At 54.3% G+C, this 26,836-nt stretch carries 18 protein-coding genes; 11 read left to right on the top strand and 7 right to left on the bottom strand.

Annotation, left to right across the window (positions count from 1 at the left end; translation table 11 throughout):
* Positions 1 to 479 precede the first annotated feature (479 nt).
* Entirely contained in the window at positions 480 to 1,880 is a 1,401-nt protein-coding gene (locus HKD28_RS05825; RefSeq protein ID WP_194267514.1) for an FAD-binding oxidoreductase, read from the top strand.
* Positions 1,881 to 2,231: 351 nt separating this feature from the next.
* On the opposite strand, the gene HKD28_RS05830 is transcribed toward HKD28_RS05825, so the two are convergent.
* From HKD28_RS05830 to HKD28_RS05840, 3 genes are all read right to left on the bottom strand, one after another.
* Entirely contained in the window at positions 2,232 to 3,302 is a 1,071-nt protein-coding gene (locus HKD28_RS05830) for a glycosyltransferase (RefSeq protein ID WP_194267515.1), read from the bottom strand.
* Positions 3,303 to 3,458: 156 nt separating this feature from the next.
* Positions 3,459 to 4,610, bottom strand: coding sequence for a UDP-galactopyranose mutase (glf, locus tag HKD28_RS05835; protein WP_194267676.1), 1,152 nt, complete (start codon positions 4,608 to 4,610; stop codon positions 3,459 to 3,461).
* Positions 4,611 to 5,139: 529 nt separating this feature from the next.
* On the bottom strand, positions 5,140 to 6,555 hold the full coding sequence (locus tag HKD28_RS05840) for an aminotransferase-like domain-containing protein (protein ID WP_194267516.1): 1,416 nt from the start codon (positions 6,553 to 6,555) through the stop codon (positions 5,140 to 5,142).
* Between the two features lie 226 nt (positions 6,556 to 6,781).
* Between HKD28_RS05840 and HKD28_RS05845 the strand changes: the two genes are divergently transcribed.
* A complete protein-coding gene (locus HKD28_RS05845; protein WP_207728895.1) occupies positions 6,782 to 8,071 on the top strand; it encodes an aspartate aminotransferase family protein in 1,290 nt (429 codons plus the stop codon).
* Between the two features lie 25 nt (positions 8,072 to 8,096).
* Positions 8,097 to 8,504 (top strand): tautomerase family protein, encoded by a 408-nt coding sequence (locus tag HKD28_RS05850; RefSeq protein WP_194267518.1) that lies wholly within the window; start codon positions 8,097 to 8,099, stop codon positions 8,502 to 8,504.
* Between the two features lie 54 nt (positions 8,505 to 8,558).
* On the opposite strand, the gene hydA is transcribed toward HKD28_RS05850, so the two are convergent.
* Positions 8,559 to 9,977, bottom strand: coding sequence for a dihydropyrimidinase (hydA, locus tag HKD28_RS05855; RefSeq protein ID WP_194267519.1), 1,419 nt, complete (start codon positions 9,975 to 9,977; stop codon positions 8,559 to 8,561).
* 97 nt (positions 9,978 to 10,074) lie between these two features.
* Here hydA and HKD28_RS05860 point away from each other — a divergent pair, with 97 nt between their 5' ends.
* The 8 genes from HKD28_RS05860 (at position 10,075) to HKD28_RS05895 (ending at position 22,872) form a co-directional block, all read left to right on the top strand.
* On the top strand, positions 10,075 to 10,731 hold the full coding sequence (locus HKD28_RS05860) for a TetR/AcrR family transcriptional regulator (RefSeq protein ID WP_194267520.1): 657 nt from the start codon (positions 10,075 to 10,077) through the stop codon (positions 10,729 to 10,731).
* 202 nt (positions 10,732 to 10,933) lie between these two features.
* A complete protein-coding gene (locus HKD28_RS05865) occupies positions 10,934 to 12,232 on the top strand; it encodes an NAD(P)-dependent oxidoreductase (RefSeq protein ID WP_194267677.1) in 1,299 nt (432 codons plus the stop codon).
* Between the two features lie 3 nt (positions 12,233 to 12,235).
* Entirely contained in the window at positions 12,236 to 13,516 is a 1,281-nt protein-coding gene (gene preA / locus HKD28_RS05870; RefSeq protein ID WP_194267521.1) for an NAD-dependent dihydropyrimidine dehydrogenase subunit PreA, read from the top strand.
* Between the two features lie 39 nt (positions 13,517 to 13,555).
* Complete coding sequence (locus tag HKD28_RS05875) at positions 13,556 to 14,818, top strand: Zn-dependent hydrolase (protein ID WP_194267522.1); 1,263 nt, start codon at positions 13,556 to 13,558, stop codon at positions 14,816 to 14,818.
* 42 nt (positions 14,819 to 14,860) lie between these two features.
* Positions 14,861 to 16,255: an NCS1 family nucleobase:cation symporter-1 gene (locus HKD28_RS05880; protein WP_194267523.1), complete on the top strand. Its 1,395-nt coding sequence runs from the start codon at positions 14,861 to 14,863 to the stop codon at positions 16,253 to 16,255.
* A 160-nt stretch (positions 16,256 to 16,415) separates the two neighbouring features.
* The gene (locus tag HKD28_RS05885; RefSeq protein ID WP_194267524.1) at positions 16,416 to 18,857 is read left to right on the top strand and encodes a TonB-dependent receptor; all 2,442 of its coding nucleotides are present in this window, start codon (positions 16,416 to 16,418) and stop codon (positions 18,855 to 18,857) included.
* Between the two features lie 662 nt (positions 18,858 to 19,519).
* Positions 19,520 to 22,573, top strand: a complete 3,054-nt coding sequence (locus HKD28_RS05890) for an autotransporter outer membrane beta-barrel domain-containing protein (RefSeq protein ID WP_194267525.1) — start codon at positions 19,520 to 19,522, stop codon at positions 22,571 to 22,573.
* Positions 22,574 to 22,629: 56 nt separating this feature from the next.
* Positions 22,630 to 22,872: a hypervirulence associated TUDOR domain-containing protein gene (locus tag HKD28_RS05895; RefSeq protein ID WP_194262634.1), complete on the top strand. Its 243-nt coding sequence runs from the start codon at positions 22,630 to 22,632 to the stop codon at positions 22,870 to 22,872.
* A gap of 143 nt (positions 22,873 to 23,015) precedes the next feature.
* On the opposite strand, the gene HKD28_RS05900 is transcribed toward HKD28_RS05895, so the two are convergent.
* From HKD28_RS05900 to HKD28_RS05910, 3 genes are all read right to left on the bottom strand, one after another.
* Complete coding sequence (locus tag HKD28_RS05900) at positions 23,016 to 23,702, bottom strand: DUF3313 family protein (RefSeq protein ID WP_235993332.1); 687 nt, start codon at positions 23,700 to 23,702, stop codon at positions 23,016 to 23,018.
* Between the two features lie 308 nt (positions 23,703 to 24,010).
* Positions 24,011 to 25,420: a sensor histidine kinase gene (locus HKD28_RS05905; protein WP_194267526.1), complete on the bottom strand. Its 1,410-nt coding sequence runs from the start codon at positions 25,418 to 25,420 to the stop codon at positions 24,011 to 24,013.
* Positions 25,417 to 26,139, bottom strand: coding sequence for a response regulator (locus HKD28_RS05910; RefSeq protein ID WP_207728891.1), 723 nt, complete (start codon positions 26,137 to 26,139; stop codon positions 25,417 to 25,419). The genes HKD28_RS05905 and HKD28_RS05910 overlap by 4 nt, the downstream gene beginning before the upstream one ends.
* Positions 26,140 to 26,836: the final 697 nt, after the last annotated feature.

The following is a 26,836-nucleotide window of genomic DNA, read 5'->3' on the forward strand; positions in this document are numbered from 1 at the left end:
GTGGCTTTGGCTCGCGGAGCATTGTGTATGAAAGCAGGTTTCCCGCTTTTTGTGTTTGATGCCGCGAGCGACGGCTGAAAGTACAGCGCACAACCCGACAGAAGAAGGATTTTATAACCGTTTTTCGTCAGCATATCGGCAGTTCCGTTCCAGCCAGGGAATTTGGTGTGATGCTGAAACGATAAGGGATACAAACAGCAGAATCTCGCTCTAAATCCACTGGCATAATCAGAATTGGACCTCTCAGTATTTATTCAGCTTATACCCCTTGACCGCCAGTATGAGGTGTTTGAAAAAAGTTTTGATCGAAACGATCAGGCATAAAGAATCTCTGGAATATGTAGTGGCACGAGCTTGGCAGAATGCAGTTCGGCCGTCCGTATGATCTCTGGTTCTCGGAACAAATATTCGACGGATGTGGTGAGGACTGAAGGGCGTATGGATCGAAATATGAGTTCAGGACGGGAATGATGATGGAAATGGATGACCGCATACAGGCGCTCCATGCGAGATTGCAGGCGATTGTCGGGTCAGAGCAGATCTTTACGGGAAACGAAACGGCTCGCTGGGCGAAGGACTGGACAGGACAGTTCGAAGGCAGACCTCTTGCCGTCGTTCGTCCCGGAACGTGCGAGGAAGTTGCGGCCGTCCTTCGTCTTGCCAATCGATACCGTATTCCTGTCGTTCCGATTGCCGGGAATACGGGCCTCAATGGAGGCGCTTACGGGCCGGAGTCCATTCTGGTTTCCGTTGAACGAATGAACAGAATTCGCGAAATCAGGCGCGATGCCCGCGTGGCCGTTGTCGAGGCGGGTGTGATTGTCGCAGCACTGGATTCGGCTGTCGAACAAGACGGGCTGACCTTCCCTCTCGCATTCGGTGCTGCGGGTTCGGCGATGATGGGAGGGGTGCTCTCCACCAATGCGGGAGGAAGCAATGTCCTGCGTTATGGGAATGTGCGCGATCTCTGTCTTGGGCTTGAAGTCGTGCTGCCGGATGGACGCATTCTCGATCTTATGACAGCCCTGAAAAAGGACAATTCCGGCTTTGATCTGCGTGATCTTATCATCGGAGCGGAAGGGCAACTCGGGATCATCACCGCGGCCATCATGAAGCTTCATCCTCGTCCGGCCTATCACGCGACCGCACTCGTCGCGCTTGAGGATCTGAGAGTAGCGCCTGCATTGCTGAATGCTTTTCAGGATGCATCGGGAAATGCAGTGACGGCTTACGAATTCATGTCTCGCAACTATGTTGCCGGATATGAGAAACTCATGCCGAATACGCGCCGGTTTTTCGATACCGCCTATCCTGCGGTGTTACTGGTGGAGCTTGCAAGCGTGCGAAATGAAGCACTGGAAGAACTTCTGGAAACAGTGCTGGCTGACGCCCTGGAGCGGGGGATCCTGGCGGATGCCGTTATCGCACAAAGCGATCTGCAACGTCAGGAGATGTGGGCGCTTCGAGAGGCTGCTGCTGAACTCGCTTTTCACAGGCACCCGGTAATTGACACCGATATTGCCGTACCGCTGGAACGCATCGCGGAATATATGGACCGCATTCCAGAAATAATGAGGGCGATTGATCCCGGATTTAGTGATATTGCTGTCGCGCATTTTGGAGACGGAAACATCCATTATACGGTGTGGCCTTCAAAAAACGATCCTATCGTCGAAGCAGCTTTACGCGCTGCTATTGATGCACTCGCAGTTGACATGGGTGGAACATTTTCGGCGGAGCACGGTATTGGTCTTTGCAAACTGCCTTCCATGGCGCGGCATAAAAACGTTTCAGCTCTGGACATGATGCTGGCCATCAAGACGGCCTTTGATCCCAAAGGGATTTTGAATCCCGGCAAGACTTTACCCGGAAGGTCATAGTCTCATGAATGATGTCTGGAAAATTATGGAAATCAGGAACCTATTTCACAAAATGGAGGGACTGAAAAACTATTAATCGATGGTGCTTTTGTCGTGGATCTGTTGCAAAATGTAGAGCCTTGGTTCTGGATTGTTACGCGATGACGTGAATCCTCTCCAAAAACAGAAAGTGACGCATAGTATAGATGATATCGACCCGCCCGATATAGGCAAGTAACCGGCGTTGAGCAGTATGGCATTGAGTACCCGAAGAGCCTTCCAATGCCACACTGCGTCAGACGTTCACGAAAGAGCCATGCCGTCCAGCTATTTCAAATATAAAAGTAATATTCTTATTATTTAAAGATAAACTTATATCCAATGATATGATCTATTCAGGTCCATGGTGATATCAACATATTCTTTTGCATAGGTTTCACTGTTGAGAGAATTTTTCATATAATCTTGTATATTTTTTACCATCTGCGCACGTTTATCCTGGTTGTCCAAAAGAAATTTTATAGCATTATGTAGCGCTTCTGGATCGTTGGGAGGAACAAAATAGACCATGTCATCATTAAAGTAGTCTCTAAGCCCCCCAGTATCGGTTACAATACATGGAACACCCATAACTCCAGATTCCTCTACAACCGTCAGGCCGCTTACATAGTTATTACGTTCCAATGGAACGATAACTAGAATAGCTTTATCATAGAAAGAAGCCATATCATCATTGGTCTTTAAGCCGGCAATGATCATGTTGGGGTGCTTGCCCGCAATGGCGATTGCGGAGGCACTTTGTGTAGCGAGGAAAAATTTCTCATCTTTCATATGAGAGGCGCAAACAGCGAGCGTATTCCAGTCTCGTGAACGATCGTTACCAACAGCTATAATATTTCCCGTATTTTTTTCAGAATACGGAATCATTTCGTCGCAGCGTATTCCGAATTTTGTAAATTCAATTCTGTTATTCGGGAACATTATTTTTGCAATGTCAGAGTTTACTTTGCTATTAAAAGTCAGAACATCAACATCCCTCAAGAGCCATCGATAAAGCATTTGCCTAATTTTATTTTTAGGCCACTTATCAATCAGCCATACGCTTTGTCCGATAACTTTAATCTTATTCAGAGAGAATAATTTTTTTAAGAGCATAACTCCAAGTGTCTGCGATTCATTGTAGGTCCAAACCACATCTGTTCCGTTTGCGATTTCTTTGCGGTTTCTCCAGACCTGTATAAAATCGAAGCCAAGTATTAACCGTGCAGCATAGCGAACAGATTTTTGAATCGGGTTTTCTTTTACGATATCTTCAGAGTATGTTACTTTAATTTTATCTGAATTGGCTCGGTGGTATCCATAAGCATAAGGCTCATTGGTGCCGAGAATCTTTCCCTGACGGAATCGGTTATTCCAGTTTCTGGCGCCATATCCATAGCTCATCTGGACAAAAACTCTGATCATTACTTACCTCTATTTTTGATGGGTTTTGGGCAAAGAGCAGTGGATTCCAAAGTTTTTACTTTCGAGACTTCAGTAAAAACTTTTATTGAAGGAGCTCTGGCCATGGCTTTGGCAACCAGAAGTTTCGAATATTCCTCATCGCGGATCGATAAAGAAAGAAGGGATGTTTGAAGGTGCAGTTTTTAAAGCGCTATCGATTTGATCGCAAGCCATGAGGGCTTCGTTGATAGTGACATCCATATCAAGATAACGATAAGTTCCTAAACGGCCAAGAAAAGAGATGCCTTTTTGTTGTTGGGCAAGCTCTATATAACTGTTTAACATGCGTTTCTCATTGACTTGCCGGATCGGATAATAAGGAACGTCTTTTTTTTCAGAAAGTCTGCTATATTCTCTAAAGCACACCGTCTTTGAAAATTTATTTTGCTCCCATGGTGCAAAATGTTTGTGCTCAGAGATTCGCGTAAAAGGAACCTGCTCGTCACAATAATTGATAACGGCAGTCCCTTGATAGTCTCCGTCGACAGTAAATCGTTCAAAATCGAGCGTCCTGTACCCAAGACGACCTAATTCAAACTTAAAATAACGATCAATCGGCCCCGTATAAAAAACGTGGGAAAATTTCTCATCAATTTCTTCAAAAGAACAGGAGGTTCTGATTTCAATACCGTCAACGTTAAGAATATTCTGTATTATTGAGGTGTATCCCTCTTCCGGCATTCCTTGATACGTGTGATTAAAATAATTATCGTCATAGTTGAAACGCAATGGAAGTCTTTTAAGGATGGATGCTGGCAATTCCTTGGGGTCTAAGCCCCATTGCTTGCGTGTATATCCATAGAAAAAGGCATGGTAGAGTTCTGGTCCTATCATGCTTAATGCTTGTTCTTCAAAGGATTGAGGGTCTACAATAGACTTGTCAGCCTTCCCGGCGATAAACTCTCTGGCCTCTTTGGGCCCCATAATGGTTCTGAAAAATTGGTTGATGGTGAGTAGATTGACCGGGAGAGAATAGACGCTCCCTTGTGAAATGGCTTTAACGCGATTGATATAGGGATGAAATGTTCCAAATCGTCTCACATAATCCCAAACGCGCTGATCGGAAGTATGGAAAATGTGCGGGCCATACCGATGCACCATTATGCCAGTTTCTGCATCGCGTTCTGTATGACAGTTGCCACCGATATGCGAGCGTTCGTCAACAAGAGTGACTTTATACCCCTGTTCTGCAAGATGGCGAGCTATGACGGCTCCGCTAAAACCTGCTCCGACAACACAGAAAGACAGTGACAATGTGATTTTCCTTGGAAAGGATTAATACATAATTATTTTATAATTTAAATTCGTTGAAGATAGGTGTCAATTTATTATCGCGATCGTGGTTACTTTAATAACTATTTAACGATAATGTTGGTTTTCTATGTGGCGCCTGTAGTGTTATCGGTACGGTCTTGACGTGAGATGTGCTCTCTTTTTTACTGCCGAAAAGAAGAATTTCTCTTTTTGTGTCTTGAATTCAATGAGATAATAAAGATCTGATCTGCCACTCAATTGTGGGGATGCCTTGTACTCTGTCTCCACGACTCTCAACAGGATTTGGCGAGGGAGTGCAAGATCACGGTTAACGATATCAGCGACGCTGCAGATGAGACAGTGTCTCCGAGCTTAGTGTGCAGGCTGTCCTTAATGCTGCGGGAAAATGTAAAGACATGGACGAATTTTTGGATCGTCGTGCTTCATTTTATTGTGCCAGATTTCATAGAAGCTGAACTTCTCATTAATTTAAAAAACACAGAAAAGTATTTATCCAAGACAATCACCGGATGATGCAGTGCCGTTTCAGGAAGTGGAAAAGCTGTGGGGCATGCATCTGGCTGGCATTAAAACGGAGCCATGGAGTGTGATTCTGATCTGGACTGAATAGGAAACCTGGGGCGAGCATGATGGCCTGTTCTGCAGCTTTCCGGGCAACAAGGACAGGATCCAGCCCTGTGCGAAAGCGGGCCCACAGGAACATGCCACCGTCGGGGTATGAGAAAATTTCGAGGCCGGCAGTTTCCAGGGACGATATGGCTGCTTTTCGAGCGTTGGTCAGCTTTTCCCGCAATTTCTCCAAATGCAGCCGGTATCGTCCGTCTGCAAGAATGGTATGGACGATGGCTTCGTTCATGGAGCTGCTTGTCAGACTGCTGGCCATCTTGAGGCGCAGGATTCGGGCTGAGATTGTCGGAGGACAGGCCAGAAATCCCACTCGCAGTCCCGGCGAAATCGTTTTTGAGAAACTGCTGATGAAGATGACCCGTTGCAACTGGTCCAGATGCGCCAGAGTGGGGGTATTCTCATCCGCGAGACCGCCGAAAATGTCATCTTCAATAATCATGAAATCATGACGCTCGGCCAGACTGAGAACGTGATGCGTGACAGAGGGGCTGCAACTCGTACCGGTCGGGTTATGCAGCCGGGTGTTGAGGATAAAGGCTTTCGGCCGCTCCGTTCTGGCAATGCGTTCCAGTGTCGCCAGGCAGGGGCCATCGTGAAGGCGCGGGATGCCGATCGTCCGGAGGCCAAGGGCTTCAAGAGCTGGGAAGAGGTTGCAGTAACCGGGGTCTTCCACCAGAACGGTATCTCCCGGTTGGGTCAGACATCTGATGCTCAACTCCAGAGCCTGACTGGCACCATGTGTGAGGATGAGCGCCGACAGGTCACATCTGATACCCTGCCGCATCAGGAGCAAGCGGATCAACTCCCGAAGACCGGTATGTCCATAAGGATTACCGTAGCCCGACATCTCCGGATCGGGACGACGCCCTAGAGCCGTCAGGGCATGGCGAATTCCCTCACGGAAAAGATAGCTGTCAGGCAACCATCCACATCCCGCCTGCACGATGGAGGCGTTGTTTTCATAAGCCCGCTGGAGCATCCATGAGGAGTCGATAGATGGAGTGATGTCCGCAAGCGCGACGAGCCCATCAGTCGGTGGATGCTCCTGGCTGAGTACGAAAAACCCGCTGGCGCGTCGGGCCTCCAGAACACCATCGGCGACAAGGCGGTTATAGGCATTGGAAACGGTAAGGGGACTGATACTGCACTGTCTGGCAAGGTGACGGATGGAGGGCAGACGAGTGCCGGGTGTCCAGTCGTGGCTGCGGACGAGGGCTTTGACCTGCTGGACGATCTGGGTAACGAGCGGGGTGGGGGAATGGGGGTCTGTCTGAATCAGGGGCTGGATCATGGTGCTGACTGTACCGGTCGTTCTGGCAGTACAGATTAGGCTCATATTTCCCTGACTGTATATATTCAGTTCCGTTCCTATTCAGGATAGCCTTTTTCAGATGTGACGGGGCTGCCGCATCAGGGCCGCTCATGGATGCATCCATCATCAGTCTGCGAGGCGTATCGTGTCGAAACTGACCAATGAATTTGACTGTATCGAGACCCTCCGCAAGGGCACGTACTGGATGCCCTTTACGGCCAATCGCCGGGTCCGGACCGATCCGCAGGCGCGGCTTCTGACGTCTGCGAAGGGGCCTTATTATTATACGCCGGATGGCACGGAGCTTTTTGATACGCTTTCGGGCCTGTGGTGTTCCCCACTGGGGCATGCGCATCCCCGGATCGTGGAGGCGCTGAAGACGCAGGCCGAGACGCTGGATTATGCGCCGCCGTTCCAGCTGACGAACCCGCAGACGGTCTATCTGGCGGAGCGGATCGCAGGCTTGGCGCCGGATGGGATGGATCATGTCTTTTTCGCCAATTCCGGTTCCGAGGCGGTGGATACGGCGCTGAAGATTGCGCTGGGGTATCATCGGCTGCGTCAGGAGGGGCAACGTTTTCGCATGATCGGGCGTGAGCGCGGCTATCATGGCGTTGGTTTTGGCGGCATGTCCGTGGGCGGAATTGTCCCGAATCGTAAGATGTTCGCTTCGGGCATGATGCCGGGCGTGGATCATATGCGGCATACCTACAATCCCGAACACATGGCGTTTTCGCGCGGGCAGCCGGAATGGGGCGCGGATCATGCCGAGGATCTGGAGCGTCTGGTCGGGCTGCATGATGCGTCGACAATTGCCGCGGTGATCGTGGAGCCAGTGCAGGGATCGACGGGGGTGATCGTGCCGCCTGTGGGATATCTGCGAAAGCTGCGTGAGATCTGCACGAAACACGGCATCCTGCTGATTTTCGATGAGGTCATTACGGGTTTTGGCCGTATGGGCGAAAACTTCGCGGCGCAGCGTTTCGACGTGAAGCCGGACATGATCACGTTCGCCAAAGCGGTCACGAACGGCATTATCCCCATGGGGGGCGTGATTGTGACGGATGAAATCTACAACACGTTCATGACCGGCCCGGAAAATGCCATCGAGTTTGCGCATGGCTATACCTATTCCGGCCATCCGATGGCGACGGCGGTGGCCCATGCGGTTCTGGACGTCATGGAAGAAGAGTCCCTTTTCGCGCGGGTTCGTGCGCTGGAGCCGGTTCTGGAAGAGGCCGTGCACGCGTTACGCGATCTGCCTGCCGTCAAGGATATCCGCAATATAGGGCTGACGGCGGGGGTGGATCTGTTCCCTGGCGAGGGTGCGCCCGGTGCGCGGGGTTTGGCCATTTTCGAGCGCGGGCTGCGCGAAGGGCTGCTTCTGCGCTGTACGGGCGATACGATTTCCTTTGGACCGCCGTTTATTTCGACGCCAGAGCAGCTTCGCGGAATGATTGATGGTGTTCGCCGTCTGATCCAGTCCGTTTCCTGAACACCATACCCAGTGAGGACATGACATGCCACTTCTGCATTTCCATCTTGTCGAAGGCCGTTCCGACGGTGAAATCAAGACGCTTCTCGATGCGGCCCATGAGGCCATGCTGGAGGCGTTCAAGGTGCCGCGGGGAGACCGCTATCAGATCGTTTCGGAGCACAAGCCGTCGCGCATGATTGTGGAGGATACGGGACTGGATATTCCGAGGACCGGAAACGTCGTGCTGTTGCAGGTGTTCAGTCGGCCGCGCGGGGAAGAGGCCAATGCGCTGTTTTATCGGCTGCTGGTGGAGCGGCTGGAGGCAGAGTGTGGAATTGCGCCTTCAGACGTGATGATCTCCGTTGTTGAAAACGAAGATGCCCACTGGTCTTTCGGTTATGGCCGCGCCCAGTTTCTGACGGGTGAACTGGGCGGAAAGAAGCCTGACTGAGCGTCTGAGACTTTGGCGTTTCCGGATCAGGGAAACCCTGATCCGGGTTTGAGATCAGGGCGTCTCTTTGCGGTGGAGGGCGGCCTGCATGTCCGGGCTGAAACATGGCCGCTCCACATACTGGCCTGCGCCGCGTGTGACGCGCAGGTCGTTATCGGCCCAGACGATTTTGCCGCCGCTGATGGTGTATCGGGCCAGACCGGTCAGGGTCATGCCCTCATAGATGTTGTAATCGACATTCTGGTGATGGGTTTTTGCCGAGACCGTCCGGCTGGCTTGGGGGTCCCACAGGACGAGATCGGCGTCCGCGCCTACGGAGACGCTGCCCTTGCGGGGGTGGATGTTGAAGATCTTCGCCGTGTTGGTGGAGGTGATGGCCACGAATTCCTGCGGGGTCAGTTTTCCGGTCCGCACGCCGTGGTGCCACAGGACGCTCATCCGGTCTTCGATGCCGGGGGTGCCATTCGGAATTTTCGTAAAATCGTTCAGACCCTGTTCCTTCTGTCCTGCACAAAAGCAGCAGTGATCGGTGGCAGTGGTCTGAAGCTGGCCGGAAGCCAGCCCGGCCCAGAGGGCTTTCTGATGGTGTTTGGGGCGGAAGGGCGGGCTCATGACGTGCTGGGCCGCGCCGAGCCAGTTTGGGTTTTCATAGACGCTGTCGTCGATCACGAGATGCTGGGCCAGAACTTCACCATAAACACGCTGGCCGCGGGCGCGGGCTGCGGCAATGGCGGCGGTGGCTTCTTGTGTTGAGACATGCACGATGTAGATCGGGGCGCCGAGCAGTCCTGCGATGGCGATGACACGCTGTGCGGCTTCTCCTTCTACGGCGGGCGGTCGGGAGAGAGGGTGTGCCTGCGGACCGGTGATGCCGCGACTGAGGAGATCGGCCTGAAGATAGGCGACGGCGTCACCGTTTTCCGCATGGATGTTGCACAGGGCGCCGAGTTCAAGCGCGCGGCTGATGGAGCGCAGCAGGACGTCATCGTCTACCATCAGGGCGTTTTTGTAGGCCATGAAGTGCTTGAAGGAATTGACGCCGCAGTCCCGGGTCAGGGTGCCCATGTCTTCATGGACTTTCTCGTCCCAATGCGTCACCGCGACGTGGAATGAGTAATCGGAGACGGATTTCTCCGCTTTGCGCCGCCAGTCTTTCCAGGCGCCGAGCAGGGAATGTCCGGGTTCAGGGATGACGAAATCGATGATGGTCGTCGTGCCACCGGCGACGCCTGCGGAGGTGCCTGTATAGAAATCTTCGCTTGCGATGGAGCCCATGAAAGGCATTTCCATATGGGTGTGCGGGTCGATCCCGCCGGGCATGACCAGCAGGCCACCCGCATCCAGAATGTCGCAGCCTGAGGGTGCTTCCAGATCAGGGCCGATGGCGACGATCCTGCGTGTATCGTCGCACAGGACATCCGCCCTGTGGGAGATTTCTGCCGTTACGACGGTGCCACCACGGATGAGGAGCATGGGTTTATCCTTTTGCGGAACAGGTGAGGGCGGAATTTCCTGTCATCAGGACGCGCCTGGTCTTGTCAGCGGGCGGAAAGGGGAGAACGATGTCGGTATGACAGAGACTCTTTCTCCTCCTCACAGGGCCGGACCGGGCGCGCCGCGGCAGGCGGCTGAAGCGGCCATTCTCGCAGCGGCTGAGCGTGTGTTTGGCCGACATGGTTTTCGCGGGGCGAGCATGAATGAAATTGCCCGCGAAGCCAGTGTGCCCAAGCCGAATATCCATTACTATTTCGGGACGAAAGAGGAGCTTTATCGCAGCGTTCTCGAAAACATCATGACGTTCTGGCTGCAGGACGCCGATTACTGGCTGGTGCCGGAACGGCAGGCGCAGGAAGGATTTGAGGGATATATCCGGGCCAAGATGGCGTTTTCCCGCGAGCGCCCGGATGCATCGCGGATTTTTGCCTACGAGCTTTTGCAGGGTGCGGGCAATATCCATCATTATCTGTCTACAACCCTGCGAGAGCATGTGGCGAGACGGGCACGGACATTTGACGTCTGGCGCACGGAGCGCCAGATGCCAGCCATTGATCCGACCCATCTGATGTTTGCCATCTGGTCAATGACGCAGGCCTATGCGGACATGAGCACGCAGATGACGGCTTTGACGGGTCATGCAGTGTTGCGTGATGTCGATTTCGAGGCGGGTTTGCAGACCATCCTGCGTCTGGTTCTGGGGTTCTGCAACGATATTGAGGATCGGGGGTGATTTCAGCAAAGAAATGTCTCCCTGTTTGGTGGTCGGGGAATGATTATTGCCTGAGGAGAGTGTAATTTCCTGACCGTGTGGTCAAGTTTACGTTGCGGAATCGGTCTGAATTCAGTCATGGTGTGTCACGAAATGCACATGATGGAGAGTTTTCTTCGTGGATCAGACTCCGAATATCGCTGCAAACCGCCTGCCTCCGGACATGCTGGCACGGAATTTCTCGGACGCGCATCCGCCTTTGACGGCGGGACAGGCCACCATCGAATCCGATCGGTGTTACTTCTGTTATGATGCGCCCTGTATTGAGGCGTGTCCAACCGGGATTGATATTCCGGGGTTTATCAAAAAGATTTCGACAGGGAATATTCCGGGATCGGCACGGACCATTCTGGAGTCGAATATTTTCGGTGGAGCCTGTGCGCGGGTGTGTCCGACGGAAATCCTGTGTGAGGGCAAATGTGTCCGTAATACGCAGGAAGACCGGCCCATCCAGATCGGGGCGCTTCAGCGTCATGCCACGGACTGGCAGATGCGGACGGGCAAGCAGCCGTTCAGTCGGGCACCCCTGACAGGCAAGCGAATTGCTGTTGTGGGGGCGGGGCCTGCGGGGCTGGCCTGCGCGCATCGGCTGGCGATGCAGGGGCATGACGTTGTGGTGTTCGATGCGCGCGCCAGAGCCGGTGGTCTGAACGAATATGGTATTGCCGCTTACAAGCTGGCGGATGAATTCGCACAGAAGGAAGTGGCATTCGTTCTGTCCATCGGTGGGATCACGATCGAAACCGGGATGCTGCTTGGCCGGGATATGACACTAACGTCTCTGAGGGCAGACTATGATGCCGTGTTCCTCGGGATTGGTCATGCGGGGGTCAGGGCGCTGGGGATTGCCGGGGAGTATTTCCCGGGCGTGCATAATGCCGTGGAGTTTATTGAAGAGCTGCGGACGTCTCCGACGAAATCGGATGTTGCCGTCGGGCGGCGTGTGGTTGTGATCGGGGGTGGGAACACCGCCATTGATGCCGCTGTGCAGGCAAAACGTCTGGGCGCGGAGGAGGTTACGCTGGTTTATCGCCGGGCTGCGGAAAACATGTCTGCGACGACGGTGGAGCAGGAATGGGCGCAGACGAACGACGTTACGATCCGGTACTGGTCGGCTCCTGTGAGGATTGATGGAACCGAGCACGGCGTTGCGTCCGTCACTTTCGCTCGTGGTCTCGCGAAGGATGGGCGGGCGGTTTACGATCAGGGAAACTATACGCTTGAGGCGGATATGGTTCTCAAGGCCGTAGGGCAGTTGTTCCTGCCGGACCCTCTGGCAGAGGATGACATTGTGATCGAAGCTGGACGCATCAGGGTGGATGCCGAGGGGCGGACAAGCATGAAAGGTGTCTATGCCGGTGGAGACTGCACGGCTGGCGAGGATCTGACTGTGGCGGCTGTTCGCGATGGCCGTAATGCGGCTGAAGCCATCACAGCGGCTCTGATGAAGGCAGGGAACTGAGCTATGGCCGATCTGAGCATCAATTTCGCTGGTATCCGTTCTCCCAATCCGTTCTGGCTGGCTTCGGCGCCTCCGACTGACAAGGAATATAATGTCCGCCGGGCGCTGGAAGCCGGCTGGGGCGGCGTGGTGTGGAAGACGCTGGGCGAGGACCCGCCGGTTGTGAATGTCAGCAGCCGTTACGGGGCCACGCGTTATAACGGTCAGCGTATGGCTGGGCTGAACAACATCGAGCTCATCACCGATCGTCCGCTGGCGGTCAATCTGGCGGAAATCAAAGCCGTCAAGAAGGACTATCCGGACCGAGCCATTATCGTCAGCATCATGGTTCCGTGTGTGGAGGAAAGCTGGAAACGCATCCTTCCGCTGGTCGAGGCAACGGGGGCAGATGGTATTGAGCTGAACTTCGGCTGTCCGCACGGCATGTCCGAACGGAACATGGGCTCTGCGGTTGGGCAGGTGCCGGAATATGTGGAAATGGTGACGCGGTGGTGCAAGCAGTACACGCGGATGCCGGTAATTGTGAAACTGACGCCCAATATCACGAATATTCTCAATCCGGCTCGGGCGGCCCTGCGTGGGGGAGCGGATGCGGTTTCGCTGATCAACACCATTCAGTCCGTGGTTGGGGTCGATCTGGATGCGATGGCGCCTATGCCCGTTGTGGACGGGCGGGGCACGCATGGCGGCTATTGCGGGCCTGCGGTGAAGCCGATCGCTTTGCGGATGCTGGGGGAGATTGCCCGGACGCCCGATACGTCCGTTCTGCCGATTTCAGGGATCGGGGGGATTTCGAACTGGCGGGACGTGGCCGAATTTCTGGTGATGGGGGCGACGTCCCTTCAGGTGTGTACGGCTGCGATGCACTACGGATTCCGGATCGTGGAAGACATGATCGATGGTCTGTCCAACTGGATGGACGAGAAGGGCTTTGAGACGATCGCGGATGTGACGGGACGTGCAGTTCCGAATTTCGTCAACTGGAATCAGCTCAATCTGAAGTTCAGGACGCTTGCGGCGATTGATCAGGAGGCATGCATCAAATGTGGCCTTTGCCATATCGCGTGTGAGGATACGTCCCATCAGGCCATTTCCAAGACGCTGCTGAATGGTGAGCGTCATTATGAAGTCATTGATGAGGAGTGTGTGGGGTGTAACCTTTGTGCGCATGTCTGCCCGGTGGATGATTGCATCACGATGGTGCCGCAGCCGGTTGAGGGCGTGCAGACATGGAACGAGCATCCCAACAATCCAATGCGCAAGATCCCCGCAAAAGCGGGCTGATCGCCACGGTCCGCAAAAACCCGAAAACGGAGAACGACAATGAGCACACAGGATGCATCTGGCGCGGTTGGCAATGTTACCGTGAATGGCACGAAGCTCTGGGACGATATTCTGGAGACGGCCCGGTTTGGGGGGACGCCGAAGGGTGGGATCAGGCGCCTTGCCTTGACGGAGGAGGATCGTCAGGTCCGGGACTGGTTTGTCCGGGCCTGTGAGGCGTTGGGATGTACGGTGTCTCATGATTCCATGGGGAACCAGTTTGCGCGGCGTCCGGGAATGGAGAATACGCTGCCGCCCATAACGATGGGAAGCCATCTCGACACGCAGCCGACGGGTGGAAAATTTGATGGAATCGTTGGTGTTCTCGGTGGTCTGGCGGTGCTGCGCACGTTGCATGAAACGGGGCGGGAGACCCGTCATCCGATCGAACTGATCAACTGGACGAACGAGGAGGGGTCGCGCTTTGCGCCCGCCATGCTGTCGTCCGGTGTGTTTGCAGGTGTGTTTACGGAGCAGGAGGCGCTCGATACGAAGGATCGGGAGGGCGTGCGCTTCAGGAACGCGCTTGAGGGCATCGGGTATCGCGGGGCGGAATCCTGTGGCGCACATCCTGTGGCGGCGTATTTTGAACTGCATATCGAGCAGGGGCCGATCCTTGAGGTCGAGCATAAAACGATCGGGATCGTGACGGGGGTGCAGGGCATGCGTTGGTATGAGGTCACGCTCAGGGGACAGGACGCTCATGCCGGGAGCACGCCCATGCGATTGCGGGCTGATGCTCTGGTGACGGCCGCGCGCATGATTGATGCGGTGCAGACCATTGCGCTGGCGCATGGGCCGGATTCAGTTGGAACGGTCGGACTGATCGAGAACAGGCCGAACAGTCGTAACGTCATTCCAGGAGAAGTGTTTTTTACGGTCGATTTCCGCGACCCTGACGATTGCATCGTCCAGAAAATGGAAGAGGTATTTTACGCACAGGCGTCGGACCTGGCGGAAAAGGCCGGGTTGACGGTGGAGATCGAGCGGGTGTGGGATACGCCTGCGGTTCAGTTCGACCCCGAATGTATTGGGTCTGTTGCGCGTGCGGCTGATACGCTGGGCTATCCGGCGCGGCGGATTGTTTCGGGGGCGGGACATGATGCGACTTATATGGCGCAGGTTGCCCCGACCGCGATGATCTTTGTACCGTGCGCCGGAGGACTGAGCCATAACGAAGAGGAAAGCGCTGAGCCTGACGATGTGACGGCGGGGGCAAATGTGCTGCTTCGAGCCGTGCTGGAGACGGATAGTCGTCTCTGACAGGCGCGGGGGCGGATTTTTCAGACTGGGAGAGGAGCGTTGATGACGGCGGGTTTTGCAGCAGATCTCTATAATGAGGAACTCGCCCCGGTTGCGCCGGAGAAACGGACCTGGTCGTGGCTGAACATGGCCACGGTCTGGATGGGGATGGTCCATAACATCGTGGCCTACGAAGCGGCGGCGGGTCTTATGGCGCTTGGCCTTTCGGCATGGGAATGTCTGGAGGTCGTGGCCGTTGCCTATGCGATCCTGTTTGTCACGATGTGGTTCAATGCGCGGCCCGGAACACAATACGGGATTCCGTTCTGTGTTCTGATCCGTTCCGCCTTTGGGCCGAAAGGGGCGCAGATTCCGGTTGTTTTACGGGGGTTCTGCGCGATTTTCTGGTTTTCCGTTCAGGCTTATGCCGCGACACAGGCGATGGATGCCATCCTCTCCACGTTAAGTACGACATGGGCGTCTTTCAGCACGCCTGTTCTGGGAATGCCGGAAAAGCGCTGGGCAGCGATGGCGATTATCTGGGCGCTCCATGCCTGGATTTCGAGCCATGGGGTTCATCGTATCAAGAATTTCGAGCTTGTCGCGGGGCCGCTGGTCATTGTCGTAGGGCTTGTGGCGACGGTCTGGGGACTACGGGTGGGGCACGGTCTGGGGCCGCTGTTTTCCGTCCCGTCCCGGCTCCACGGGTTGGCCTTTCTGGCGACGTTTGCGCTGGGCGTAACGGGGATGATCGGGATGTGGGCGACGTTTGCCGTGAATATTCCAGATCTCTCGCGGTTTGTCCGGTCGCAGCGCGATCAGGTTGTCGGGCAGGCCATCGGGCTGCCTCTGACGGCGCTTGTTTTCACACCGATGGCCATCATCACCACATCGGCGACGGTTTTGCTTTTCGGGCGGCCGATCTGGAATCCGACGGAGCTTCTTCTTGCGCTCAATCAGCCGCTTGTGACGGTGATTGGCGGGGCGACGCTCATTCTGGCGACATTGTCTGTCAATGTAGTCGCCAATATTCTTCCCGCGTCTTACGATCTGATCAATCTCTTTCCCCGGTATCTCGATTTCAATCGGGCCAGTCGGCTTGTTCTTGGGTTGGGCGTTTTCTTCATGCCCTGGCTCTGGTTCGATCATGCGGACAATATCTACCGGATGCTTGATATTATCGGTGGGACCTTGGGGCCCGTGACGGGCATTATGCTGGCTGATTATTATATTGTCCGGCGGCAGGCTTTGGATGTTGGTGCGCTGTACCGACATGGCGATGTTTATGATGGTCTGGCGGGCTGGCATGTGCCGGCACTCATTACGCTGGCTGTTGGGGGCGCTGTCGCATCTGCAGGGCAGGTGGTCCCGGCCCTGCATGCATTGGGAAATGTGTCCTGGTTTGCAGGGGTTTTGATCGGGTTCGGGCTGTATCTGGGTCTGAACCGTGTTGTGTGACAATTTGGTGTAAAAATTATCTGTTGCGGACTCGAATCATTGTGTCCTGCCGTCAGGCTTGCTACTAATTTGACTGTTTAGTCAGCTTCGTAATGTTTCAGTTCCGTTCATCCGCAGCAGAACGTTGCAGGATATGTCCTTTGAAGGAAAACGCGTTTCCATGTCGCTTCCTTTTATCCGAACCTGTTATGTAACGCTTCTGGCGGGTACAGCATTGGCCAGCGTGGCCGCCCATGCGGCGTCTTCAGGCTATAAGTCTCATACGCCGTCTCGTGCCGCGCCTTCCGGTAGCAGGCCGACATCGGGGGCGGCCAAGGCCGCAACCTCGCCCGCACCAGCCGCGAAAAGCCCTGCACACGACATGACGGCGTCCGGGCGGGTTGAGGAAATCAGCGTTGCCGGACGCAGCACGCGGACGCGTTCTCCGGGCGGCGGTCTGATGCGGGTCGAGACAGCGGCAAAGGCCGTTCAGACGGTCACGCGCGATTTTATTGCCAAGCAGATGCCTTCTGCGAATGTTCAGCAGCTGATTGCCATGCTGCCAAGCGTGAATGTCGCACAGCAGGATCCGGCGGGACTGTATTCCGGGCAGGTCAATGTCCGGGGGTTTGACCAGAGCGAAGTGGGCTGGATGCTCGATGGCGCGCCCCTGAACGATATTGGCGGCGGCCAGTTCTATGCGAACGAAGTGCTGGAATCCGAAGATCTGGAAAGTGTTTCGCTCCAGCCGGGTTCGGTTGATCTTAACAGCCCCGTGGTGAATGCGTCCGCCGGTCTGACCAGTATGGTCATGACAAATCCGACGACGCGTGCGGGAGGACTTCTGGATGTCTCTTTCGGATCGTTCGATACGTTCCGCGAATTTCTACGCCTGAATTCCGGCTATATCGGAAACAGCGGTATTCGGGCCATGTTCGCTTTCAGCCATACAAAAGCGAACCAGTATCGCGGAGCAGGGCAGGCGGAGAAGTTTCATTATGACTTCAAGGCCGTAAAAGATTTCAATAACGGAAGCCATACCGGCCTGACGGTCTCGTATAACGATCAGGTCAATGATTCCTATCTGAACCCGAGCCTGCCCAGTTATCTGAATTCCGGTTATAGCAACGATTACGCGGCGTATTATACTGGCGCGAATTCAGGTGCCAATTATTATCGCTTGCATGTCAATCCTTTCCGCAACGTGGTTGCGGTACTTCCGACCCATATTGTGGTTTCCCCGAAAATCACAATCGAGGATTCTGTCTATTTCTGGCATGGGATCGGAAACGGCACCGGCGCAGGGTTGGTGAATGCCTCGACGGGCCTTGGTAATCAGTCTGTGGCACTGGATCTGAATGGTGCCAGTAGCGCTCTGGCCCTGACGCCGTCCAATCAGGAACAGTTCCGGACGGGTAATACGCTCTCCCTGCACTACAAGCCCGACCATCATCATGATCTTTCCATTGGGTGGTGGTACGAATATTCCAACGAACTTCAGTTCTCGCCTTATGGCCGCGTGAATCAGTCCACTGGAGAGCCATCCAATATCTGGGGGACGAGCAGTATTCTTCAGACGACGACAGGACAGGGTTACAAGGTTCGCAACTTCCTGACCCTGACGCAGGTGAACATGCTGTTCATCGGCGATGAGATGAAATATTTCAACGATCGCCTGAAGATTGATCTGGGTTTCAAAGAGGCGATGGTCACGCGTCGGACTTATAACTATACCCCCGGCACGCAGTATAACCGGAACCTGCATAGCGCTGAGCCGCTGCCGCAGATCGGGCTGTCCTGGAACTTTGATCGCAAGAACCAGATTTATGTATCTGGCAGCACCAATTTCAAAATGCCGTCCAATACGTCTCTTGTCGATTATTATGGAACCGCAAAAAAGAGGACGCAGGTTGGTGGCCCCAGTAATCCTGAATATACGATCGAGGAGGAATTAGGGTATCGCTATAATGGCGATGTCATTGTCGGGTCGGTGTCCTTCTTTAACTATAATCTGTCGAACCGCCAGCAGTCCCTCAACTATTACATGAGCGGGGCGTCTTACAGTCAGACCGTCAATGCCGGTGGCCAGACGACACGCGGTGTCGATGTCCAGCTCAGCACGCGTCCGATCTGGCATCACTTGCGTCCCTACGTCACATTTGAATATCTGCATTCAACCATCGACAACAATATCGCGGCGACCACGATCGGCGGGACCTCGGACTATCTGCCGACCAAGGGTAAGACGGCCATTCGCTCGCCGCATGAGATGGCAGGGATTGGCATTGATTATGACGATGGCAGCTTCTGGTTTTCCGGGCAGGTCAAGTATGTGGGCAAGCAGTACGCCACGTTCACGAACGATAGCGCCATTCCGCAATACATCACGAACAATGTCGGCATGGGATACCGTTTTCATAACGCGGGTTTCCTGAAATCGCCGCAGATCCAGCTCAATATGCAGAACCTGACGGGGGCCAAGTTCCGCAGTGGCGTCTATGGTTTTACAACGAATGCCAATGCGACGAAGGGTGTTTTCGGCGGCACAATAGCTGGTTCTGCTCCGAGTTATTATCTTCAGGTGCCTTTCAGTGCGATGGTGACGCTCTCGACGGGTTTCTAAAACGCGATCCAGTTCTAAGACTTTCATGAGTTCAGAACCTTGGGGAGCAGCGCGATCTGTTTCTCAAGGTTTTGAGTTTCTCTCGCAGGTTTGGTCAGCTGCTTGAGTTTTTATGGTCGGTCTTGATGACCGTATTCCGGCCGAATTTGACCGCGCAAAAAAAACTTCACGAACAGACGCGCTCCTGCCATCGCTCTGCGCCTCGCTGGCCTCAATGTCTGATATGCCGCTGAGAAAAGCGTTGAACGGACAAAGGACTTTATCGTCTTGGTTATAGTCTCATTATAGCATCAAGAACCCAGTAGATTTGGGTGTGAAGAGTGTAAAATCTGTACTTTCATCAGGTCGCAGTAGAGGGGAGTAAAATTTTTCGCCTTTACGTTCGAGATATTTTCCGCAAAATAACGATAATTTTTATTACTCAGATATCTTTTGCCTGAAAAGATATTTTTAACGAGGTGCGATTAATGCTTTGCCTGCAGGGTCTTCCACATGTTGTCATTCAGAAAAGCCGGGGGCTGAGCTGCCTCCTTTTGGCGACGGTTTCGACCCTGAGTTTTGCTCCTGGCGGGGCTTTTGCAGCCACTCAGACAATCAGAGGAAGCTTTCAGGGGGCCGCGGCCAGTCAGTCTTATGCTTCTCCGATTATTGCTAGCGGAGCTTTGACGATTGGCAATGGAGCGCAGATTTCGGCCCAGAGCATTACCGCGGGAGCGCCTCCGGCCGGGGCTGCTTTGGTAATGGTTTCCGGCTCGGGCTCCTCTTTGAATGCGGACCAGTCGCTTGTCATCGGTGCGGCACCTGATGCCTATATCGGATCGACCCTCAATATTTCCTCAGATGCTCAGGTTTCTGCTGCTTCTGTCAGTGCTGGTCTGGGAGATGGCACCTTGGGGACCATCAACCTGACGTCCTATGGCGCGTCAGATAGAAGCCGTCTCGTTACGAATGATCTGACGCTCGGTTCAGGGGGTGGTAATGCGGCACTGAATGCAACGGGGCAGTCCGGTGGGATCGCTCTTGTACATGTTGATGGCAAACTTACCATCGGCCAGCCGGATGCTGTTAACGGCCTCGGAGCGAACACCGTCTGGTTGGGGGCCGGGAGTGTTCTGGAAGTCGGGGGTACAAACGGAATTCAGGCGACGGGCACGTCGAAGGACTACACGTTCACGTTGTCTGGCGGCACGTTGCGGGATGTCAATGCTGATCTGAGCAGTTCGGTCAACATCAGCCTCGGCAGTAATAGCGCGTCAACGATTGATACGGGGCGTTTCAACACCCGTCTGACTGGCGCCATCACAGGGGCGGGCAATCTCGTCAAGACGGGTAGCGGAACCCTGACGCTGACGGGAGATAATCAGTACGCACATGGCGCAGGGCCGGTCGTCAACACGATCATCCAGCAGGGAACCCTTGCCGCTTCTCCGCTGAGCCTGCGGGGTGTTGGGGTGATCCAGAATGATGCGACGCTGCGTATCAGTCAGGACAATTATACAGGCCAGAAGACGGCCTGGCCTGAGATGGTCAGCAATATCATCACGGGTACAGGCGATCTGATCAAAGATGGCGATAAAACAGTCGCCCTGACAGCGACGAATACTTACACTGGCGCGACAATTGTCAACGAAGGAACACTTGAACTTGGCTATTATGGTGGCACCAGCGGCTCGATCAATAACAGCTCTCAGATCCAGCTAGTTAATGCGTCCTCAAATCTGACCGTATATCAGGATGATGATGTGACCGTCTCTCAGAATATTAGCGGATCCGGATCGGTTACGAAAATGGGCGGGAATACTCTTACCCTGTCCGGTGTGAACACCTATGCCGGTGGCACCGATATTCAGGGCGGAACGCTGGTCGGGAGCGTGTCCAGCTTCGGGACGGGGGCGATCAGCACGGCGCAGGGCACGACGTTGGTCGTGGATCAGGCGACTGACGGCACGTTGGGCAATGCGATGTCTGGTGCGGGCGCAGTCGTCAAACAGGGGGCGGGGGCGCTGGTTTACACCGGTGACGGTTCAGCACTGACGGGTTCGACGAATGTTGAACAGGGAAGCCTGTCGGTGATGGGCAATCTTGAGAATTCTGCCGTTACGGTTGCCAGCGGAACGTCCGTGACAGGAACGGGTGTAATCGGGAGCGCGGATATTTTCGGGCTATTCCGGCCAGGGCAGACGGCTTCCAGTTCGTTCGGGACGTTGCACGTCAATGGAAACGTTACCATGGAAGACGGCTCGACCTTCGCGGCGAATGTGGGGGCTGACCAGAATTCCAGTCAGGTCAGTCTTTCCGGCGTGCTGACGATCAAACCGGATGCGACACTGGTGGTGACGGCACTGCCGGGGGCAGACCTCAGAACCGGCCAGTCCTATACGCTTGTTCAGGCGTCCGGGGGCGTGAGTGGAACATTTGCCCATTATGACCAGAGCGGTCTCGTCCAGACCCATTCTCTGATCCAACTTGTCGAGCCGACCTATTCTGCTTCGAATTCAGTGCAGATTGCCTTGCAGCGGAATACGGTCCTGAGTTTCGGTTACGGTGCATCGACCCGTAACCAGACGATGGCCGGATACGGGCTGGACGGAATCGCCAATATTGCCCAGGCAGGTGCTCTGACCAATCTGGTCGCGGGGCTTGAGAACCAGCAGCGTTATCGCGCGCTTGATGCCCTGTCGGGTGAAATTCATGCCAGCGTCCGGACCGCGATGGTCAATGACAGTTTTTATATCCGCAATGCTGCGCTGAACCGGCTGGATTGTGCGGATGATGATCTGCAGCAGCAGATTTCCGGCACGAAGAGCGCACATACCAACATCTGTGACACCGTACCTGCACGGGGTTTAAGCACCTGGGGCACCGTTTATGGGGCCATGGGACATAATGCATCATCCGCGGGAACTGTCGGATTGAATGACAATTCTGTTGGCTGGATCATGGGGGCCGATACCAGGGTCGGGGAATGGCGTGTGGGTGGATTGCTGGCTTACGGTCGGAGCATGTTCTCCAATGGGGGCGATCGCAGTTCGGGCGGCCATTCCAATAATGTCACACTGGGCGCCTATGGGGGGACTGCATGGCGTGTGGGTGGCCTGACGCAGGATGCGCTGATCACGCTGAAGCTGGGAGCCGACTATACCTGGAATGTGCTGAATACCCGTCGTGATATCCGCATTCCGGGATATGTTTCGCATGTCAGCAGCAATTCTCTGGGCGGGACCGGACAGCTTTATGGAGAGACGGGATATCGTTTTGCCGTTCAGGCGGCGGGCACGCCGGTAGAGTTCGAGCCTTTCGTACGGATGGCTTATGTCAATTACCAGTCTGAAGACGTGCGAGAGCATGGTGGTGTGGCGGCGCTGCGGGTCAAAGGGATGGATCAGAGCATTGGCTATTCGGCCTTTGGCATGAAGGTGGCAACGCGTCTGAATGTCGCAGGTGTGACGGTGGCGCCGCATCTGAGCGCGGCCTATCGTCGGGCTTTTGGCATGACGGATATGACGGCGAAGGAAAGCTTTCGTCTTGCTCCGCAGGCTCAGGGCTATGGAATGGACGTGACCGGGGTGCCGCTTTCGATTGACACTGCCGTGGTTCAGACGGGTCTGACCGCGAAACTGGCGGATCGTCTTGATATCTCGGTGGATTATGTCGGGCAGTATGGCGGCCGTATGACCACGAGCGGTGGCAGCGGAAAGATCACTTACAGCTGGTAAGGGCGGGTGGAGGATCTCGCTCTTCTTTCGTAATTCACACAGGATGAGGAGTTTCTATGCAATCGCAGGTGTTTGAAATTGGAGATATCGTCTCCTGGAACTCAGAAGCGGGATATGTCAGTGGACGGATCAGAGCCGTCCATTCGGCGCATTTTTTGGTCAATGGCTATGAGCATCATGCAACGTCAGAGCAACCTCAATATGAAATAGAGAGTCTTAAAACCGGCCATATCGCTTTTCACAAGGGTACAGCGCTCAGCCTTGTCATAAAGCGCGCCGGTGTGGTGCCGCGGTCCTGAACGGACCATTGGTGGTTTGAAGCAGAGTCCGATTTTATCGGCTGTTTTGCCGGCCATCTTCCAAAAGGCATGACGGGCGGGATCACAGGCTATGAGATTTCATCATTATCTCCGCTTCGGTAAAAGTCATTCCGGGGGAAGTATTATTTTTCCGGAAGCGGTGGTGCGCCACTCTTTTTGAATTCTTCGAGCAGAAGCTCTGAAGCAAGACGGAACGCCCGTTTGGCATGCAGATATGGCATCCACTGGCCCATCATATTCCAGGGCATTCCGTTATTATAGGTCGCGATTGCAATCAAGGTTTCTCCGGTTGCGCCATCGACAGCTATCAGTTCTTCACTGGCTCCGCCGGGAAACGGGGGTGGAATAGGGGGCAGGCCACCACCAGCCGCACCGGCTGCAAACCCGGCGACAACGGGAATGGCATTGTAATACCATTTGCTGCGACGGATATTCGTGATGGCGGCGCGGATATGAACGGCGTCCGCGCAGGTTCCACACTCGGATGCATCAACGACTGTATAGATCTTGCCGATATTCTTTTTGATTTCGGCTGTGAAGGCATTTGTCATGCGGGCCGCGACTTCCGGTTTGAGATGGGGGGCGTTGGCCACCGGATGCCAGGTCACGGGATCAATGACAGCGGTTTGGTATTTTGAGGCATCCAGACCGGGTTTAACGTAGATATGGTCGTCAACGTGTCCCTTTTGCGGCGTCATGTCGCCGTAGGTTTTTTCTGGCAGGAAGCCGGAATGCGTTACGTTCTGCCCGGCGCAACCGGTGAGCGCGAGTAACGCCATCATGGGAGCGCTGTAGGCGGTGATTCGCATGAGGGGCTTGGGTATGAGCGGTATTGTGCTTGCAAAGTGTCCGAACCGGGAACGTGAAAACGTTTCTGCAACGCTCAGAATCCGTGAGTGCGCTGCCTGACGAAGCTGGGCGCGATATGGCGCAGGTAATAATGTCATTTTTAACTCTCCCCACAGCAGAACACTGAGTGTGCAGATCGCTCTGCTGGTAGAAGCGACGCTGCTGGAGGAGGTTTATCTGGCGAGGATTTCCAGATTATCTCGCTATTATGTCGGGGATGAAATATTATTTCAGAAACGATTTTCCATTCAGGAAAACTGGTGTCGATTCAAAATATCGCCACGATGCGATCAGGGAAATCTGAGGGTGTTTTCGGTAAAATAACCTGAATTTCGAGGCCGCCTTCCGGGTGATTGGACGCTTTGATTTCGCCGCCATGGGTCTGGACGATACTGAGGGCGGATGTCAGTCCCAGACCAATGCCGCCCGTTTCCCGATTTCTGGATTTGTCGCCTCTGAAGTAGGGTTCGAAAATTCGCCCGATCTGATCGTCAGGGATGCCTGGACCATGATCCCTGATCGTGATGACAGACTGCGTTGGCATGCATCTCAGTTCGAGGGAAGGAACCGTGGCATATTTGACGGCATTTTCGACCAGATTGGTAAAAACGCGTTTGAGAGCAAAAGGACGGCCCTGAGAGGTTGCTCTTACGGGGCCGGAATATTCGAGAATAATGTTCTGATCCGCAAAATCATTGACGATGGTTCGTAAAATCCCTGGAAGATCGCAGGTCGTCATCTCTTCGCAGACAGCATCATCCCTGAAAAACGACAGGGCGCCATCGACCATGGCCTGCATTTCGTCGACATCCCGGAACAGCCGTGCCTGCTGTTCCATATCGTCGATGAACTCTCCTCGGAGACGCAGTCGCGTCAATGGCGTTCTGAGATCGTGCGAGATGGCTGCCAGCATGGTGGTGCGTGCCGCGATAAATTTCTGGATCTGATCCCTCATGGCGTTGATCGTCTGGGCAACCAGTTGAAGTTCGCGCGGACCGGTTGCCGGAATGGGGGCGGAGGATGGGTTCATTCCGGCAAGACGAACATCTTTCGCCAGATTTTCGATAGGTCTGGAAAGCTGGCGAGAGGCAATGAGAGAGACGGCAATCACCCATGTGGCAATCGTGGCGAATTCCAGCAAAAGGCGTTCGCGCCAGAAAAACCCCCAGTATCGCACCAAAGCGGCACAGACCAGCCAGCTTCCATCGTCGAGCTGTAGGGCCATAAACGATGCATCAGGATATTTTTTAGGATCAACGGAAATATCAGGAGCCTGTGCGACGGGGTTATCGACGGAAAATGCGTCCATGCTTCTTGTCGTTCCGCCGATAAGGGACGCAATGATGTCATGTCCCATCTGGACTTCATACGGATTGTAATGTGCGGTTTTTAGCATTTCCGCAGTACGGCTGTCTGCGGCAAACCACTTGAACTGAAAACCTTCGGTGGAAGCCGCCTGCGCAATTTTCGGGCGTACAGCTACAGGAGCCGCCGTAATGACGCGTGTGATGGCAGCGACTTCCTGAAGAAGACCGGTCTGCTCGATGTTGGGTTGTGCCCAGTGCCCACCAAACAGGAAGAATAACTGCAACAACCCAACCGTTGTGGCTGCGGCCAGAGCCACCGTCGTCACCAGACGGCGTGTAATGGTGTCTTCAAACCAGCGAAGACGGGTCACAGACGTTTGACTTCCGGAGAGAACAGATAGCCACCGTTCCGGACAGTCCGAATCACGATTGGATTTTTGGGGTCTTCCTCCAGCTTCTGGCGCAGACGGCTGATCTGAACATCGATGCTGCGGTCATATGCCGTATGATTTCGCCCCCTTGCCAGATCGAGGAGCTGGTCGCGGGTCAGAACCCGCTGGGGATGTTCTGCAAAAGCCAGAAGAAGCTCAAACTCTCCACCAGACAAAAGAACGAGCGCATTATCTTCCGAGCGGAGCTCCCTGCGTGCGACGTCCAGGCGCCAGCCTCCGAAAGACAGGATCGGGCGCGCTTCGCTCACAGGAATGCTGTCAGTCCTGTCCGCTGTCCGGCGGAGGACAGCTTTTACTCTGGCCAGCAGTTCCCTTTGATCAAAGGGTTTGGTGAGATAGTCGTCCGCTCCAATCTCGAGACCGACAACGCGATCCGTGTGCTCGGCCATCGCAGAGAGCATGATGACCGGAATGTTGGAGCTGGTTCTGAGGCGTCTGCAGAGACTGAAGCCATCCTCGTTGCGCAGCATGACGTCAAGGATGACCAGATCAATTGTTTCTGAACCCAGACGTGAGAACATGGCAGGACCATCCTCTGCGACCGAGACGGTATAGGAATGTTTGCCGAGAAATCGGGTGAGCAGGGAGAGAATGTCCCTGTCGTCGTCCACGATAAGGAGATGAGGCATGACTGTCATTCTCTCCTGATATCACACCAGCTTCTACTCATGATGTCTCTTATATGAGCGCTTTATTTCAGCTCAGACACATTCTTCATGCCCCGCCATTCTATTGATGTCCTCATTTGATTCCGGTGGGGGCTGAGCTGTTCGGAATTGACGGTACGGCCATATTTCAGGGCCGAGATATTTGCGACATACGTGTGAAAGAATCGCTTCCTAAAAGAACAGGCACTGACCGGCTGATCTGGCTGGAACCTGTTTCTGGAGGTGTGTCGTGAAAGCGCACTGTTTTCATCTGGCGTTTACTGCGGCTGAGTTGACCGTGTTTTACGTTATGGAGCCCATGGGTTTGTTCGCGCTGGGTTTCGACGTGATGCACGCGTTGGTCAAACGGTGTGCCGAGACATGAAAAGAGAGATCAAGCGGAGCGGCAGTACAGATTTCGAACATAATTTCGGAAGTCTGCATCCTGCAGGCTGCCTGACATGCACGTCTTGCGAACAGAAGGATCGTCACAGGCCTTTTCCAGGAAGAATACATGCGGTCATGGAGGCAATTCTTTCCTCCTTGCCGTGGATTTTTCTGATTGTTTATGGCGCGATCTGTCTCGCTGTTACAATCCTGTGTGGATATTGATTGAGAAAGCGTGAGGTCGCGATTTTCGTTCGTGCAAGCTGATCTTGCTTTTGAGGAATGATAACAAATATATGGC

This window comes from Gluconobacter cadivus (genome assembly GCF_015244745.1).
GTDB lineage: Bacteria > Pseudomonadota > Alphaproteobacteria > Acetobacterales > Acetobacteraceae > Gluconobacter > Gluconobacter cadivus.